The organism is Acinetobacter sp. WU_MDCI_Abxe161, assembly GCF_025514355.1.
In the GTDB taxonomy this organism is placed as follows: domain Bacteria; phylum Pseudomonadota; class Gammaproteobacteria; order Pseudomonadales; family Moraxellaceae; genus Acinetobacter; species Acinetobacter pittii_E.
The window spans coordinates 272379-288843 of the sequence record NZ_JAHPTU010000004.1; the positions used below are offsets into that span (position 1 = coordinate 272379).

General features: G+C 34.2%; 16 protein-coding genes and 1 tRNA gene. 9 read left to right on the plus strand and 8 right to left on the minus strand.

Features of this window, described 5'->3' with window-relative positions; translation table 11 throughout:
• The first annotated feature begins 51 nt into the window (after positions 1 to 51).
• From KTI78_RS06680 to KTI78_RS06690, 3 genes are all read left to right on the plus strand, one after another.
• Positions 52 to 981, plus strand: coding sequence for a DMT family transporter (locus tag KTI78_RS06680; protein ID WP_262445599.1), 930 nt, complete (start codon positions 52 to 54; stop codon positions 979 to 981).
• A gap of 230 nt (positions 982 to 1211) precedes the next feature.
• A complete protein-coding gene (locus KTI78_RS06685; protein WP_224991738.1) occupies positions 1212 to 1676 on the plus strand; it encodes a hypothetical protein in 465 nt (154 codons plus the stop codon).
• A 238-nt stretch (positions 1677 to 1914) separates the two neighbouring features.
• Positions 1915 to 3330: a purine-cytosine permease family protein gene (locus KTI78_RS06690; RefSeq protein WP_262445600.1), complete on the plus strand. Its 1416-nt coding sequence runs from the start codon at positions 1915 to 1917 to the stop codon at positions 3328 to 3330.
• A gap of 60 nt (positions 3331 to 3390) precedes the next feature.
• On the opposite strand, the gene KTI78_RS06695 is transcribed toward KTI78_RS06690, so the two are convergent.
• Positions 3391 to 3828 (minus strand): PACE efflux transporter, encoded by a 438-nt coding sequence (locus KTI78_RS06695; protein WP_016141255.1) that lies wholly within the window; start codon positions 3826 to 3828, stop codon positions 3391 to 3393.
• 89 nt (positions 3829 to 3917) lie between these two features.
• Between KTI78_RS06695 and KTI78_RS06700 the strand changes: the two genes are divergently transcribed.
• Together KTI78_RS06700 and KTI78_RS06705 are read left to right on the plus strand one after the other, a co-directional pair.
• Positions 3918 to 4802 carry a LysR family transcriptional regulator gene (locus tag KTI78_RS06700; RefSeq protein ID WP_016141256.1) on the plus strand — a complete coding sequence of 295 codons (885 nt, stop codon included), beginning with the start codon at positions 3918 to 3920 and terminating at the stop codon, positions 4800 to 4802.
• Positions 4803 to 5930: 1128 nt separating this feature from the next.
• Positions 5931 to 6007: transfer RNA gene (locus KTI78_RS06705), tRNA-Ile, on the plus strand.
• Positions 6008 to 6189: 182 nt separating this feature from the next.
• On the opposite strand, the gene KTI78_RS06710 is transcribed toward KTI78_RS06705, so the two are convergent.
• A complete protein-coding gene (locus tag KTI78_RS06710; protein ID WP_016141257.1) occupies positions 6190 to 7053 on the minus strand; it encodes an iron-containing redox enzyme family protein in 864 nt (287 codons plus the stop codon).
• Positions 7054 to 7332: 279 nt separating this feature from the next.
• On the opposite strand from KTI78_RS06710, the gene KTI78_RS06715 reads away from it, so the two are divergent.
• The 3 genes from KTI78_RS06715 to KTI78_RS06725 all read left to right on the plus strand — a co-directional run bounded on the left by KTI78_RS06715 (position 7333) and on the right by KTI78_RS06725 (position 9548).
• The gene (locus KTI78_RS06715) at positions 7333 to 7905 is read left to right on the plus strand and encodes a TetR/AcrR family transcriptional regulator (RefSeq protein WP_016141258.1); all 573 of its coding nucleotides are present in this window, start codon (positions 7333 to 7335) and stop codon (positions 7903 to 7905) included.
• Between the two features lie 187 nt (positions 7906 to 8092).
• Complete coding sequence (locus KTI78_RS06720; RefSeq protein ID WP_262445601.1) at positions 8093 to 8638, plus strand: 1-acyl-sn-glycerol-3-phosphate acyltransferase; 546 nt, start codon at positions 8093 to 8095, stop codon at positions 8636 to 8638.
• 160 nt (positions 8639 to 8798) lie between these two features.
• On the plus strand, positions 8799 to 9548 hold the full coding sequence (locus KTI78_RS06725) for a YebC/PmpR family DNA-binding transcriptional regulator (protein WP_016141260.1): 750 nt from the start codon (positions 8799 to 8801) through the stop codon (positions 9546 to 9548).
• Between the two features lie 45 nt (positions 9549 to 9593).
• Here the strand turns inward: KTI78_RS06725 and KTI78_RS06730 are convergent, their stop codons facing one another.
• From KTI78_RS06730 to KTI78_RS06755, 6 genes are all read right to left on the minus strand, one after another.
• Positions 9594 to 10064 (minus strand): Lrp/AsnC family transcriptional regulator, encoded by a 471-nt coding sequence (locus KTI78_RS06730; RefSeq protein WP_016141261.1) that lies wholly within the window; start codon positions 10062 to 10064, stop codon positions 9594 to 9596.
• Between the two features lie 251 nt (positions 10065 to 10315).
• Positions 10316 to 11059 (minus strand): amino acid ABC transporter ATP-binding protein, encoded by a 744-nt coding sequence (locus KTI78_RS06735; protein ID WP_002114298.1) that lies wholly within the window; start codon positions 11057 to 11059, stop codon positions 10316 to 10318.
• 13 nt (positions 11060 to 11072) lie between these two features.
• Positions 11073 to 11750, minus strand: coding sequence for an amino acid ABC transporter permease (locus KTI78_RS06740; protein ID WP_262445602.1), 678 nt, complete (start codon positions 11748 to 11750; stop codon positions 11073 to 11075).
• Between the two features lie 2 nt (positions 11751 to 11752).
• The gene (locus KTI78_RS06745; protein ID WP_224991732.1) at positions 11753 to 12595 is read right to left on the minus strand and encodes an amino acid ABC transporter permease; all 843 of its coding nucleotides are present in this window, start codon (positions 12593 to 12595) and stop codon (positions 11753 to 11755) included.
• Between the two features lie 94 nt (positions 12596 to 12689).
• A complete protein-coding gene (locus KTI78_RS06750; RefSeq protein ID WP_262445603.1) occupies positions 12690 to 13583 on the minus strand; it encodes an amino acid ABC transporter substrate-binding protein in 894 nt (297 codons plus the stop codon).
• A gap of 532 nt (positions 13584 to 14115) precedes the next feature.
• Positions 14116 to 14880, minus strand: a complete 765-nt coding sequence (locus KTI78_RS06755) for a glutathione S-transferase family protein (RefSeq protein ID WP_262445604.1) — start codon at positions 14878 to 14880, stop codon at positions 14116 to 14118.
• Positions 14881 to 15225: 345 nt separating this feature from the next.
• Between KTI78_RS06755 and KTI78_RS06760 the strand changes: the two genes are divergently transcribed.
• On the plus strand, positions 15226 to 16461 hold the full coding sequence (locus tag KTI78_RS06760; RefSeq protein WP_262445605.1) for an SfnB family sulfur acquisition oxidoreductase: 1236 nt from the start codon (positions 15226 to 15228) through the stop codon (positions 16459 to 16461).
• Positions 16462 to 16465 lie beyond the last annotated feature (4 nt).

Consider the following 16465-nt stretch of genomic DNA (forward strand, 5'->3'; position numbering starts at 1 on the left):
CACCTTTATGTAATTGCCCAGAATAAAACCTTTCTTAATGGGAGCTTGTCCATGAACAGAACGGTGGCTTATGCCTATGCTGGTGTTGTCTTAACAATGTTTTTTTGGGGTTCAGCATTTAATGCAATGTCTTATATTATTCAACATATGCCTCCGTTATCTGCTGCATCTGAACGATTTTCGATTGCAAGTCTAAGTTTGCTTATAATTTTTTCAATAACGGGTCAGCTTAGATGGACAGCCTTAAAACAAAATCTAGCGATCTATCTGATTATAGGGGTAATCGGAATTGCAGGCTTCAATATAGGCTGTTTTTATGGATTGCAAACGACATCTGCCGTGAACGGTGCTCTAATTATGGCAACTACACCGTTAATGACCCTATTAATGACAATCATGTTAGATGGTGAAAAACTTACCACGAGTAAATTTTTAGGCGTTTTATTCGGCTTAAGTGGCGTTTTACTTGTGATCAGTCAGGGCCATATAACAACTTTACTTCACCTAAAAATAGATATTGGAGATCTATTTATATTATTGGGCGCATTTGGATTCTGTCTCGCAAATGTGCTGTCTCGTCGTTATGTAAAGAATGCTACCTCACTAGAAACAACAACTTTTTCTATGATGTTTGGAGCAATAACACTGGTTCTGTTGAGTATGACATTTGAAGATCCTCTTTCAGCCATTGCCTCTGCACCTGTAAATGCACATTTAGCGATGGGATATGTCGTGATCTGCTCTACCATGATTGCTTATTTATTCTGGTTTAATGGCATACAAAATTTAGGTGCTGGTCGCGCTTCTGTCTTTTTTAACTTTGTGCCTGTGTTCAGTATGATAATTGCTCTACTTACTGGACAGTCCCTCAATATCTGGCAGTTAGTAGGAACAGCTTTGGTGATGCTTGGTGTAATGAGTAGTGGAGGTTTTTTAAAAATTAAAACTACTCCTCTTATGGCTAAACACTGTACAAAATAAGAAATATGCTGCTACATTAAAATCTATCATTAATATGTAGCAGTGTTTTCAAATATAAAATAACAATAATCTCTTTAAGTTCTTATATTTTCAAATATATTCTTACCTTGGTAATGATTTATACAAAAGCTCATCTTAATTATTCCGTTGTAACAAATACTGTATGTTTCTTTAAAACTTAATAAAAGATTGCCATATATAGTTTTAAAACAACCAAAGGAGATATTAAAATGAAGCTGGATTTTACAACAATTGAAAAGCAAGCAAAATTGCTACAAGAAGAGCAAGAAAAGATCGAGCAACGAGATCATGAATTTCAAGTTGCCTTAGATAAGCATAGAGAATCTCTAAAGAACTTATTTAAGGATCTTTTCTCTGACCGAGAAATTAAGACAGAAAATGGAGGGCACTTTTGTGTAACCTTCGGAGATTTCAAAATTTCCTTATTAATTGAAACTGCTAAATTTGAAAATGGTGTTCCTGTAAAACTAAACTCTGTAAACCCCGTTATTATTAAATGCAAAAAAGATAAGCCTATTGCAAAAGCACAGTTTACTGATGCAACCCAATATCTAGATAACCATTTAGAAACTCCAAATTATCAATATTATTTTAAACAAGAAGATAAAACCCAACTGGTACAATTTTCTGAACTACCTATTTATTTTCAGCTGGTTTTAGATGCAAATGCATAAAATTAAGCCCTCTAGAGAGGGCTTTTTATATATTGTTTTTTTATTATTTAAATTTAAAAAATAATCTCAAACGAATATTTTTATTTTATATTTTAATAATTTAAGTCATTTTTAATTACTCAAACTTTAAAAAATGTTTGATTCTTTTTTAAATTACTTGTATATACATGTGTGTATTTGATTGTACAGATATGAATAAATAAGAATAGAGTGACTCTTAAAGGATAAGGAGAGTGAAATGGACTCATCGGCTGGGAAATCTAATAATAGTTTCATAGAAAATCGAAGCATTGATTTTATTCCAGAAAATGAAAGACATGGAGGTGTTTTTGCTCAATTCACCCTATGGTTCGGTGCCAACTTACAAATCACAGCCATTGTGACAGGTGCTCTTGCCGTTGTTTTAGGTGGAGATGTTTTTTGGTCTATTATTGGTTTATTGGTAGGACAATGTTTTGGTGCTGCCGTCATGGCGCTACATGCTGCCCAGGGTCCTAAACTTGGCCTCCCTCAAATGATTTCAAGTCGTGTGCAATTTGGGGTATATGGTGCATGTATTCCAATCATACTCGTTTGCCTCATGTATATTGGCTTTACCGCAACTGGAGAGGTATTAGCCGGTAAAGCAATTGCACATCTAGCACATGTCAGTAATACAACTGGCATCTTAATTTATGCAAGTTTAATTATTTTATTCGCAACGATTGGATACCGTTTAATTCATTTGGTAGGCAAAGTAGCTAGTATTATTGGTTTGATCGCTTTTGTGATTATTCTGACTCAAATCTTAGCACTTTCTGATTTTTCTGAACTCTTAGCCGTACGTCATTTCAGTTGGTCTTCATTTTTGTTAGCAGTTTCACTTTCTGCTTCTTGGCAAATCTCTTTTGGACCATATGTTGCAGATTATTCTCGTTATCTTCCAACTAAAACATCTTCATCTCGTGTTTTTTGGGCTGTCGGCTTAGGCTCTTTAATTGGCTCACAAATTTCTATGAGCTTAGGTGTTTTAATCGCTCAGGTTGCAAACGGCAATTTTGTTGGAAATGAAGTTCAATATGTTGTTGGTATGAATCCAATTGCTCTAGTTGTTACCTTTTTATATTTTAGTATTGCTTTTGGAAAAGTTACTCTGACGACCTTAAACGCCTATGGTAGTTTTATGTGTATTGCTACGGTTTGGAATAGTTTCAAATCGACGAATCAAATCTCAAAAATAACCAGATTACTCATTGTCCTTGCTATGGTTGTAATTTCAACCGTTATCGCAATTATAGGTGAGCATACTTTTTTAACTGCTTTTAAAGCATTTATTTTATTTTTACTTACCTTTTTTATTCCATGGAGCGCTATTAATCTGGTTGATTATTACTTTATCTCTAAAGAAGAATGTGATGTAGATGCGCTCTATGATCCAAACGGCAAGTATGGCCGTTGGAATCGGATTGGGATTACCTGCTACCTTTTAGGTATTTTGATTCAACTGCCATTTATTGATAGTAAATTCTATACAGGTCAAATTGCGGCAATGTTAGGAGGAATCGATTTATCGTGGCTTGTAGGCCTTATCTCTACTGCCTTGATTTACTACATTTTCGCCAAAAAAGCTCAACTCAAATTTTCAAAACAGTTAGTGATTGATCAAGTCAAATAATTAAACTAGTTAAGCTATCAAAGTTGATCACCTTGATAGCTTATTAATATGATTTGGCGACTATTCTTGTAGAGCTTTAGCTTGTGCCGAAGTGGGCAAACCGAATAATTTATCAAAGCTCCAATTAAATATAAAAGTATAGATAGGAATAATGATAATAAAGGCCACATCTAACCAAAAAGCAGCAACCAGAGAAATATCCATCCACCACGAAATAAGAGGGATCAAAAATAAGACTAAGGTAAGTTGGAAACCAATAGCGTGCCCCACTCTACGCTTAACTGTACGGACATTACTGCTTTGTCTGGCTTCCCACTTCTCATATAAAATATTGTAGATAAAGTTCCAAGTTACAGCGATGGTCGTAATCATGACAGAGAGTGGTCCTGTATGTTCAACACTATCACCTGCCAAAATCGCTAATCCTACTGATGAAATAATCATTCCGATTACTTCGTAAGAAGATACATATACAATTCGACGCTTTATACCTTGCATAATCAACAAACTCTGCTTAATTCTTTATATTTTAATTTCAGTCAAAATCATATATAAAGTTAATAGCTTTCAGTTCAACTGATATCAAAATGAATTTTAACAGTGAAAATATTGAATTATTTATTACCGTACTCGATACAGGTTCTTTCTCTGCAGCCGCCCGTAAACTAAATCGGGTACCCTCAGCAGTAAGTATGGCCGTAGCTAATTTAGAGGCAGAATTGGGTTACACCTTATTTGAGCGTACCCCTCGTAAGGTCATTCCAACCGCCACAGCATTAGCTTTGGAACCTCAAGCACGGATTATTTCTGAACAACTTAGGCTATTTAGTACTCACGCCCATGAACTATCTTTAGGACTTGAAAGTAAATTGCGGATTGGGGTGGTCTCAGACGTAAATACCAAATTATTATTTAATTCAATAAAAAAGTTAGCTGATAAATTTCCCTTGCTGAATATAGAAGTTATTACTGGGCCTCAAGATGACATTGTTAATTTACTTTATACAGAGCAAATTAGTCTTTGCTTAGCAGGTTCAGACCTCAATATAAAAATGCGTGAGAATCTACAATTGGTAATGACTGAAACAGTAGTGGCTACTATTTCGTCTAGCCATACTCTTCTACAAGAAAAATCAAAGCAGTTTTCTATTGAGGAGTTAATCAATATTAGACAAATTGTTGTGGCGAGTAGTGAACATGAAATGACAGATCCCCGTTCAATTATTGGTGCAATGTACTGGAAAACGAATAGTCTACAAACAGCAATTAATATGGTTGAAGCAGGACTCGGCTGGGGAAATTTTCCTTTATCTCTAGTACAAGAAAAAATCGATCAAGGTTATTTAGTACTTTTAGATTTTAAAAATACAAAAAATCACTTACCCCTATCAATCTATTTAATTTGGCTTCAAGATCGCCCTTTACCTAAAGCAGCTCGCGAGCTAATTCAAATTATTCAAGAAAATTTATAAATTTTCATATGTGAATCATAAAAACTTATAGGTATTTTTATGAGGTCAATTCTTGTTAAATCTATTTTCTTTAAAGTTTGAGCTTATTACTCTGTACTATTTTTACCACTATTGTTAAAAGCAAAAAGCCTACTCAAAAAGTAGGCTTTTTACTGTATTTCAGGATTAAGCAATAATATTTTATTTTGTAAAAAATACACTTATACTTTATTAAACCCAAGTGTTTTAGTCAAGAATAAAATTGATTAGATACAAAGAATTACATTCTTACAATGATAGCCATTTTTTAAGTTTTATATGGAAAATATTTTAGAAAAAAGAAGGTTATTTCAATGATAAAAACTTACATTCTCTTCCCTAAAAAGCTTATCTATTTTTAGTAAAAACACAACCAACAAATAAAAAATAAATATTATATTTTTAAATTAATTAAATTCACATATTTAGAAATTAGAAATACGTTTATTCATTACTTCTATATTTCAATGAAATTGCCTTGCTATTTCAATTACACTTTTTATCAATATAATTAGAAATGACTTACTCTAAAGTTCTAATTTTATATTTTTTCTAGAAATTATTAATAAGACCTCACTTAAGTTATTTTACCGAATAATTTTTTAATATTATACATTTACAACCACCTCATTAAAATTCTAATAAATTAAAATTATAGACAGTATTTTTCAATAGATATGATTTTTGAAATAATGCTTTCTATATTTTAGAATTTAACTTCAATACCTACAAAATTTATATTTAGATATTTTGACTAAGTTTATCTAATATATTAATCTTACTATAAACAAATAAAATACAAAAATGATCACATTTTAAACAAAGACATTCTATATAAGTTAATCATGTAAATTGAAAGAATATTTATATCACCAACATGACAAACTGCTGAAATAAGTTCTAATTGATCGATAAATAACTAAGTTCACTTTACTCATGAAGTAAACATACGCTAGAATCGCTATCGCTTGTAATATTTAATCAATAAATCACAATATTTTTTGAGTTTACGTTACGTCTACTTCAGAAAATGACTTGTGTTTAATTAAAAAATTGATTAGTATTGCACGCACTGAAAGGCCTTGAGATTAAAAGCTTTTCTGACTTATAGGGCCTATAGCTCAGTTGGTTAGAGCAGCGGACTCATAATCCGTTGGTCCACAGTTCAAGTCTGTGTGGGCCCACCAAATTCGAACCTCATAACCTAAAAAGTTTATGGGGTTTTTTAATAATTATCTAAATAAAATGGTTTCCGCTCCTTTAAACAATATTCAAAACTTAATTAACAAATTGTAAAGTTTATTTTATCTTAAAGTTTTAACTGCTTTTAAATACCTTTCTTCTAAACTGAATATTCCTATCTCTTCTATTAAGCTAAAATTTGCTTCTGCAACAGCTCTGTATGTTCTAATTGAGCATCCCAAAACTTTTCCCACAAATCACAATACTCTAAGCATAACTTTTCAATATAGTTATAATCTTCTTCTGTACAAGCTTGCATCAAGACATACCATAAGTCTTCTTCATGGTCATCATCTGCGGCTTCTGCACTTTCATCCTCAGATATCCCATGTACATGGTAATAACCACCACCCTCCACGTCCAGACCTACTGCTTTGGTGGCTTTACGTAACGGTGGGCTATAAAGAATAACTTCTTCCTCTGCAACTGCTAATAATGCTGAAACAGCCTTATAGTCATCATAAGCATTTTCTAAAAACACCCTGACCTGCTTTGCAATTTCAGAGGGTTGATACGTGAGGCGATCTTGTTCTGTAATGCCAAAATCATTCAATATATCTTCAAATAGCGGATAGTGAGCATATTCAGGATTCCCCTGATAGTAACCGTCTTTATCTAAACCTGGACGAAATCCAAACTCATCAAAAATATTTAAACTCAAAAGAAAGCGCGGATACATTTTTGCACCTGCATGTAATCTTGGCTCTAATTGTTTTGTTTGAAATTGAGCCATGAGCAAAGCATCGGTGAAAGTTTGAACAATTGCGTGACGATATTCTAAATGAATTTTTTTTAAATCTTCTTTATTAATTTTGCCATTATTTAAAGTATCAATTGCAGAATGATGAGATACAGGGTGTTCAGCAATTTTCGCCCTCAAACGGGTCAAAAAGTTTAAATTTTTTTCCCATAATTCGGCTGAAATGCTTTGCTTCATCCCTGCAAGTGCTTTCTTTCTAGGATTATTAAAATTCTCAAATTTCTTAGGCATATCCGCTCTCATTAAACTTATTAAAGCCTGTCCGATTTTTACATATTTTATTATAAAAACAATGACTTAAATTAATATTTAAACATGTTCCATCATTAATTAATATTAGAAGTAAAATCATACGAAATCAAATAGAAAATTTAAAAAAAATCTAATTAAATGATAATCATTATCACAATATAAACTTGAATCAATTTCAGTTTTTTATTATCATAATTTGTATTAAAAATTTAATATTTTAGATTAAGTTATAATTAGTTTTAACTATATGGAATAGTAATGTCAAAAAAAGAAGATATTATAAATACTGCTTTAAATTTATTTAATCAGATTGGGTACAATGCTACTGGTGTTGACCGTATTATTGCTGAATCAAATGTTGCAAAGATGACTTTTTATAAATATTTTCCTTCAAAGGAAAATTTAATTATGGAGTGTTTGCAACATCGGAATATAAATATTCAAAACTCAATCAATGCACAATTAAATTTACATCAAGATGCTAGTCCTCTTGAAAAAATTCATATTATTTTTAATTGGTATATTGAGTGGATCAATAGCGAAACATTTAATGGATGTTTATTTAAAAAAGCATTTATTGAAGTATCTAAACAATATACTTCAATTCGTGAACCATTTTACGAATATACAAAATGGCTCACTAACTTATTGCATGAAAAGCTTACTCAATTAGGTATAAAAAACCCTACTCCTCTTGTTCATATTATTATTTCTATTATTGATGGAATGATTATTGATGGCACCACGGATAAAAACCTGATTAATCCAGAAAAGATCTGGCAATATATTGAATATTTAATTAATGAAGAGATCCCTCAGCAAGTCTCATAGTTTTAATATTCTTCAGGTTTATTATTTTCATAAAAAGTTTGAGAGAAAAATAAAAAATAAATTTTCAAACAATTTAGAGCTTACTTCATCCTTAATTTTGGTGCCCTACTTTAGCTTTCATAATTTCTCTAGGCTTTTCTACAAACTCATATTAGAATCCTGAAAATTTATCAACTTGCACTGATCTATGAAAAAATTTCTAGGTAATTCTATCTTTAAAGCCGTTGGTTGGACCTACAATGTAGATCCTCAAATTCTTGAGAAAAAACAAGTTATTATTGGCTTTGAACATACATCAAATCTAGATGCAGTGTTATCGATTGCCCTCTTCCAAATTTTAGATATAAAAATTCATACTTTAATAAAAAAGGAACTTTTTAAAGGCCCGCTTAAACCACTTTTAGAAAAGCTAGGTGGTATTCCAGTTGATCGCAAAGCAAGTAAAGATATTGTTTCTCAGATGGTTGAACAATTTCAAACGCATGAAACTTTTAACTTAGTGATTGCTCCTGAAGCTACTCGCGCTAAAGATGGTTCGGAACGCAAACCTATCCGTGCCGGTTTTTGGCATATTGCTAAAGCAGCCAATGTTCCAATCGTTTTAATGTATGCCAATGCTCGAAGTAAACAAGGTGGGATTTTAGGTAAAATTTATCCAACAGATTTACAAAAAGATTTGGAAACAATTAAAGAACTATATGCACAATTTGATATAGATGTGAAAATTAACTAAATCAAATTGGACTTAATTTGACCTAATCTCAGTCATTAGGTCTTAAGCTTATTGTTCTTATTCAATTGGCTAACAAAACGCAGGGCAACAGTTTTCAACAAAACCATGCCTATGCTAATATTCTAGCACTTTTGCATTTTCTTTTTTGGAGTTCACGTCCATGGCGGGTCATTCTAAATGGGCCAATATTAAGCATCGTAAAGCGAAACAAGATGCAAGTCGCGGTAAAGTTTTTACTAAATATATTCGTGAAATTGTGACTGCTGCCAAACTTGGTGGTGGAGATGCTGCTAGCAACCCTCGTCTGCGTGCAGTAGTTGAAAAAGCACTCTCAGTTAATATGACACGTGACACCATTAACCGTGCGATCCAACGTGGTGCTGGTGGTGAAGATAATGATGATTTAAAAGAAGTAACTTACGAAGGTTATGGCGTTGGTGGTGTTGCTGTTCTTGTTGAAACAATGACAGATAACTTAAACCGTACCGTACCAGACGTACGTCACTGCTTTAGTAAGACAAATGGTAACTTAGGAACTGCGGGTTCTGTATCTTATCTATTTACTAAACGTGGTGAGATTACTTTTGAAGATGTTTCTTTAGAAGATAAAATCATGGAAGTTGCTTTAGAAGCTGGCGCTGAAGATATTGAAGTTTCAGAAGATGAAATTTTAGTAATTACTTCACCTGAGACCTTTGGTGAAGTTCAAGATGCTCTCGCTGCTGCTGGTTTAAAATCTGACAACGCAGAAGTTGTGATGAGTCCATCTACAAAAGCTGAAATTACAGATGTTGATCAAGCAAAACAAATTCTAAAAATGATCGATATGTTTGAAGATCTCGATGATGTACAAAACGTTTATACCAACGTTGAGTTCTCGGATGAGGTTTTAGCTCAATTAGATGCATAAATCAGACATTTGAATGAAAGAAAACGCACCAGATGGTGCGTTTTTTTATAGTTTATTAAGTAAGTTATAACAGTTAAACACATTATATTTTTTAATGACAAAGCTCGAATGTAAAGCAACAACATTGTCAATTTTTCCAATACGTCTTAACAAAATTTCACTGTAGTCATCCATGTTACGCGCTACAAGTTCTAAAATAAAATCAGCACTTTGCCCTGTCACCAAAAAAGCATTAGTGACTTCTGGAATTGCTTCTATTTCAGCAAGAAACTTATCAAACGTTTCACTATCATGTTTGCTTAATGAAACTTGCAATAAAATATGTAAAGTAAATCCAAGCTTACTAAAGTTAATTTCCCTTTTGAGCTGGCCCATAATGTTGGCTTCAATCAGGTGTTTGATACGACGATGTACAGAACTGACTGACAGATTGATCCGTTCTGAAAGTTCATTCAAATTTAGGTCTTCATGAGACAAAATTTCTAGAATTTGTTTATCAAAACGGTCCAACTCCATTCTTATCCCCAGCCAGAATTTTACAATAACGACAGTATACCCTATACGACTACTTCTGCATTGAAAATACAAAGGCTTAAAGGCAGCTAAAAACAACTTTGCCAATCAAAAGCACCTGTAAGCCCTTCTACACTTTCTACTCGCACACCTTTAATATGGGAAGCTATTCACGTATCAATCTCTTAGCAAAATATAACTTCTAGAGAAATGAGATTAAAAAAAGAGCCTTGAAAGGCTCTTTTTTAAGGGTATTAGTGCATTGCCTGAATTTTTTCCAAGAAGAGTTTCGCACGTTCATGGCGAGCTTCTAAATTATCAAAGAATTCATGCGTTGGGCAGTCTTCTAAAATTTTACCTTCATCCATAAAAATTAAACGGTTAGATACTCTTTTAGCAAAGCCCATTTCATGGGTAACACACATCATGGTCATACCTTCATGTGCAAGTTGCACCATAACTTCAAGTACTTCACCGACCATTTCCGGATCAAGTGCAGAAGTTGGTTCGTCAAACAACATACAGATTGGGTCCATAGATAAACCACGTGCAATCGCTACACGTTGCTGCTGACCACCCGACAACTGACCCGGAAACTTATCTTTATGAGCGAGTAAACCTACACGCTCTAAATATTTCAATCCTTTTGCACGAGCATCTGCAACTGAACGCTTTAACACTTTAACCTGAGCGATCGTCAAATTTTCCAAAACAGTCATGTGTGGAAAAAGTTCAAAGTGCTGAAAGACCATTCCTACTCTTGAACGAAATTTAGCAAGATCTGTTTTTGGATCTTTAAGTGAAATCCCATCAACAATAATGTCACCTTGTTGAAATGGTTCTAAAGCATTTACTGTTTTAATGAGTGTTGATTTTCCTGAACCAGATGGTCCACACACAACAACGACATCACCTTTTTCAATACTCGTCGTGCAATCTGTTAAAACCTGAAAATCACCATACCATTTAGAGATATGTTGGATGTCTATCATTGGCATTTAAAATCTCCAATTAGCGAATGATGGCAATTTTTTGCTGTAAGCGTTTGACTAAATGCGATAGCACAAACGAGCTACAGAAATACACTACAGCGACGATTAAATAGAATGTTGCTTTTGTTTCAGGCCCATAAGTATTAGCCAATGTATCTGCACGACCTAAAAAGTCTGGTGCACTAATGACATAAACTAATGAGATGTCCTGAAATAGAATAATTGTTTGAGTTAACAATACTGGAAGCATGTTACGGAAGGCTTGAGGTAAAACCACGTAGCGCATTGATTGACCATAGGTAAACCCTAGCGCATAGCCTGCATGTACCTGTCCTTTTGAAATAGACTGAATTCCGGAACGTACAATTTCCGAGAAAAAAGCTGCTTCAAAAATCGCAAAAGTCACAACGCTTGAGAACAACGGCCCCCAATAGGTATCAGATTGAAACTCAAAAATTTTCGGCATCAAAAAGTAAAAAATAAAGATCACCTGAATTAGTGGAATACCACGAAACAGATCAACATAAAATTTTGCAAAATTGCTGGCGATAGCATTGCTAGATAAACGCATCATTGCCAATGGGGTTCCAATTAAGATACCGCCCATCATTGCCAATACCGTTACGGTAAGCGTAAAAATGAAACCTTCTTTGAGTGCTGCAATCACATCAGGGTTTTGTAATAAAGAAAAATCCATGATTACTTCCCTCCTGAACCTAAGCCAGGTACAGCCATTCGTTTCTCAATCCATGCCATCACAAACTTAATGCTATAAGTAATAATTAAATAAACAGGAGTAGAGAGAATAAGAATGATAATGTCCTGAGAAGTTTCTTCACGCATGGTTTTCGTATAAGCAAAGAAATTCAACACACTCAAGGCATATAAAACAGCTGAGTTTTTGAAAACGTTCATTGCTTCAGACGTAATCGTTGGCCATACAGTACGATATGCAACCGGTAAAATGACATAACGATAACTTTGTGCTGTCGTAAAACCCATAGCGGAAGCTGCAAACTTCTGTCCACGAGAAACGGTATTAATACCAGCACGTATGTGCTCAGATACACGGGCAGCCGTGTAGAGACCCAATGCAAAAACACCAATAACCGCAGGTTGCTGATTCAAAATATTTTTCCACCAACCACCAGCAACTACATCCCCACTACCTGCACTTAAGCTGTCCGGTAAAAATTCGGGAAAAACAAAAGCCCAGAAGAATAATTGCACAATAAGTGGAATATTACGGAAAATTTCAACGTAACAATTGCCGATAAATGCGAGAGGTTTGTTAGGTAATGTACGAATTACCCCGAGGAGAGAACCTAATAAAAATGCGATAAGAAAGGCTATAACAGCTGTCCAAATCATAGTGAACACGCCTGAACCTAACATTTGTAACCATGTGGGTGCCTCAGCATAAGCATTGTAGCTTGAGCTACCAATAGCTTTACAAACTGATTCTGCCCATGCGGCTTTATCGACACCATATTCATTAGACTCCGCACAGAATATAGTCCAGTTTAGCGAGCCGACTGACATGTTTGCCCCTTAAATTAATATCTTTAGAAAATAGACCACTTGTGCAAATGAATTTTTACACTTGCACAAGTAAATTTAGGACAAAAAGATCCAGTTAGATTCCTGCATCTGTTGGGTGAGCTTTTAATTTCTTATAAGATGAACTTTGTTGCATGTTCAAATTCGTGTTTTTTGGTGGAATTGGTGATAAGAACCACTTCTTATATAAAGCGTCCATTTGACCAGTTTTCCATAAATTATTTACAGTGCGGTCTGCAACTGCTTTAAATTTTGGATCATCTTTAGCAAGCATAATGCCGTAAGGTTCAGATGAAAGTACTGGGCCAACAATTGCAAACGCTTTAGGTGTAGAAGATTTAGCGATCAAGCCTGCTAAAATATTATCATCCATTACAAATGCAGCAGCACGGCCAGATGCCATCATGGCAAAAGAGTCAGCATGATCTTTACCATAAATATTTTGAACATTAACAGCCTGACCTTTTTCATTCATCTTGATGTATTTGTCAGATGTAGTGCCTTGTGTGGTGACCACTGCCTTACCATTTAAGTCTGCCAAACTCTTAATGCCAGAGCTCGCTTTAACAGCCATACGTACTTCGGTTGCGTAGTAGTTTGTTGAGAAACCAACTTGTTGCTGACGTTGTTTAGAGTTTGTAGTCGTACCACATTCCATATCGATATTGCCTGCCAAAAGCTCAGGAATACGTGTTGATGATGTTACTGCCTTGTATTCAACTTTTAACCCAGGCATTTTCAATTCTTTTTTAATTTCATTTGCAAACTGGTTACAGATATCAACTGCATAACCTACTGGTTTACCTGCAACAACATATGAAATTGGATCTGAAGATTCTCGATGACCAATTACGATTTTTCCGGTACTTTTAATTTTAGCTAATGTATCTGCTGCTTGAATTTGAGAAGTAGCGCCAACCGTACAAAGCATAACTGTTGAAATAATGAGAGATGTTGCAGAACGTTTCATAAGAACTCCTTGATGATCATTCTCTCTATTTATCTATAGAATCATTCATATAGGACAATAGAGTGATTTATTATTAAATTGCAATTATCGAGCCAACTTTTCCAAGCAGGACACATCCATTTGCTTCACTTATTTTATTCAATCTGTTTTGCAGAATTAATACCTTTAAAACTGCTCACATGTTTCTACTTTAATCTATGTTTTAATCTTCTGTCTATTATTAAGCTCATCTATTTACACTTAAATGTGGCAATTATTGATTACAATGTAAACACACGCACAATAAAGTGGCTTAACTTTGGCTAAAAACAGTATTTAGAAAAATTGTATTTTCCAAAAAATCATAAAAATTAGAATTATTAGCCATTTAGGTAAAATTAAATTTATAAAGTTAAAAGTCTTTCAGTTAGTACAATAATATAAACAAATGGCCTGATAAAAATCATTTAGAAAATTGATGGTAATACATGAATAAATAAATTAATTATGAAAGATAAAAAAAGCCCCGATTTTCTCAGGGCATTTTATGACTTTAAATTCCGCGCCAATCTACACGCGCATTACGCTCAGTTTGATATATTCTTAAAACATATTGACCAAGAGGTAAATCGAGTAAATTTTGCTGATAGTTATTCCACTCTTCTGAAGCATTTTCCGCCTCTTCGCGTTCCCACGGCGTACCCTTTATTTCCAATAAAGGAGCAAGCATAGAACATACAGAAATGTCAGCAAGACTTAAGCGATCACCCACCATATAACGTGCCTGATTTTCTATTAAGCAGTTATTTAGTTCATTTATGAGTTCATCCATACGTTCTTTTGACTGACTCACTAACTCCTCTTCAAGTTTATAGTTCTTTTTTACCAGTGTCTTGAGAAAGGGTTTCGAGATTTTTTCAAACTGACGCAAATAGCCTTGTTCACCCATCATAATTTCTAAAGCATGGTCACCATGTGCCAAAGTGTGAGCCAGAGCCCAACGACGGACATGAATACCTAGCTCATCAGCCAAACTATCTATTTTTAATGTTTGCTGTCTTAATTGTTCATCACGACGTAACAGTGAGTGCTCTGGATAGGTATCATCCAGATAAAGTGCAATTTTAGTCGATTCAGCAACCCATTGATGATCATCTTTCAAAATAGGCAATAAATTTTGGCCTGTTTTGAGTTGTGCAAAAGCACGATGAAATCCTGGAATTAAGTTATGAGCCACATAATCAAGTTCTTTATGGTCTAACAACCAGCGAGCTTTTTCACAATAATGGGACAAAGGAAACTGATACAAAACCCGCATAAAATCTCCACGTTTATTTTTATTTGACTATTTGTACAAAAATGGTCGATGGTAAGTAGATACTTTAGAAGCTATTTTTAATGAAAACAATGGATATTGTGCTCATTTTTCACTGACAGTTAGGTCTATATTTTTTATATCTTTTTTTACCGTACTTATAGCTCTTTTTCATATTAAAACCTTTTTAGTTATTCATTTTACAGATAAAAATTATAATTTATTGATTTTTAATATATTTCTATATCTCTATTTATCTATTAAAAATCAAAAAAAGTGCTTTGCATTTTTATTCATAAGCTGAGCATAAGTCCTCGTTTAGTGGAAAAATATTTCTTTTGTAAGGTAGTGACAGCAATACAAGGTGTCATTATGTCTAATTCTCTATCTAAAACGACGGCATACGTCCAAATCATTCAAAATGATCAACAAGCGATTAATGCTGCTTATCAAGTAGCTGATTTTGCTTTAGAGGGTCGTAATACACGTGATCAACAACGCTTATTACCGTATGAGCAAATTGAGAGCTTTAGCCAAAAAGGTTTAGGCGGAATTCGCATTGCAAAAAAATACGGCGGAGCTTTTGTTTCTAATAAAACTTTGGCTCAAGTTTTCCGTATTTTAAGTAAAGGCGATGCGAATGTTGGTCAGATTCCACAAAATCAGATTAGCCTGTTAAACCTGATCGAAATCATGGGCACAGAACAACAAAAACAATTTATTTTTTCAGAAATATTAGCTGGCAAACGTCTTGCCAACGGTGGTCCAGAGCGTAATACACATGACTCAAAAACACTAAAAACTACCCTTACCATTGAAAACAGTAAATATATTTTAAATGGCGAAAAGTTTTATTCGACAGGAACAAGCTTTGCGCATTGGCTCGCAATTAAAGCGGTTCATCCTGAAGGTCATGTTGTTTTAGTGATTGTTAACCGAGATGCTCAAGGCATTGAAGTCATTAATGACTGGAATGGGTTTGGTCAGCGTACTACAGCGAGTGGTACGGTTAAATTAACTCATGTTGAAGTTAATCCTGAGCTTATTTTTGATGAACGCTTATTGACGCAACCCCCAACTTATCGCGGTGCTTATTCGCAGTTATTACAAGTAGCGATTGATGTAGGTATAGCGGAAGCCGCTTTTGACGATACTTTATCGACTATTCATAAAGCACGTCCAATTATTGATGCAAATGTTGAAAAAGCCAGTTCTGAACATTACACCCTACAAGAAGTGGGTAAGTTAAATATTTTGCTCGATGCTGCAATTTTACTGCTTGATGAAGCTGCTGAATATTTAGATGAACTTGACCAACTTCAAACTGTGACTGATGAACAAGTTGCAAAAGCTTCAATTTTGGTTGCTGAAGCAAAAGTCTATGCCAATGATGCTGCTCTACAAATCTCTGAAAAACTGCTGGAACTGGGCGGTAGCCGTTCAAGTTTAAGCCAACATAATTTAGATCAACATTGGCGAAATGCCCGTGTACATACTTTACACGACCCTGTTCGCTGGAAATTACATGCCATTGGCAATTATTACCTTAATGGTCATTTCCCTGCCCGCCATGCCTGGATTTAAGGAG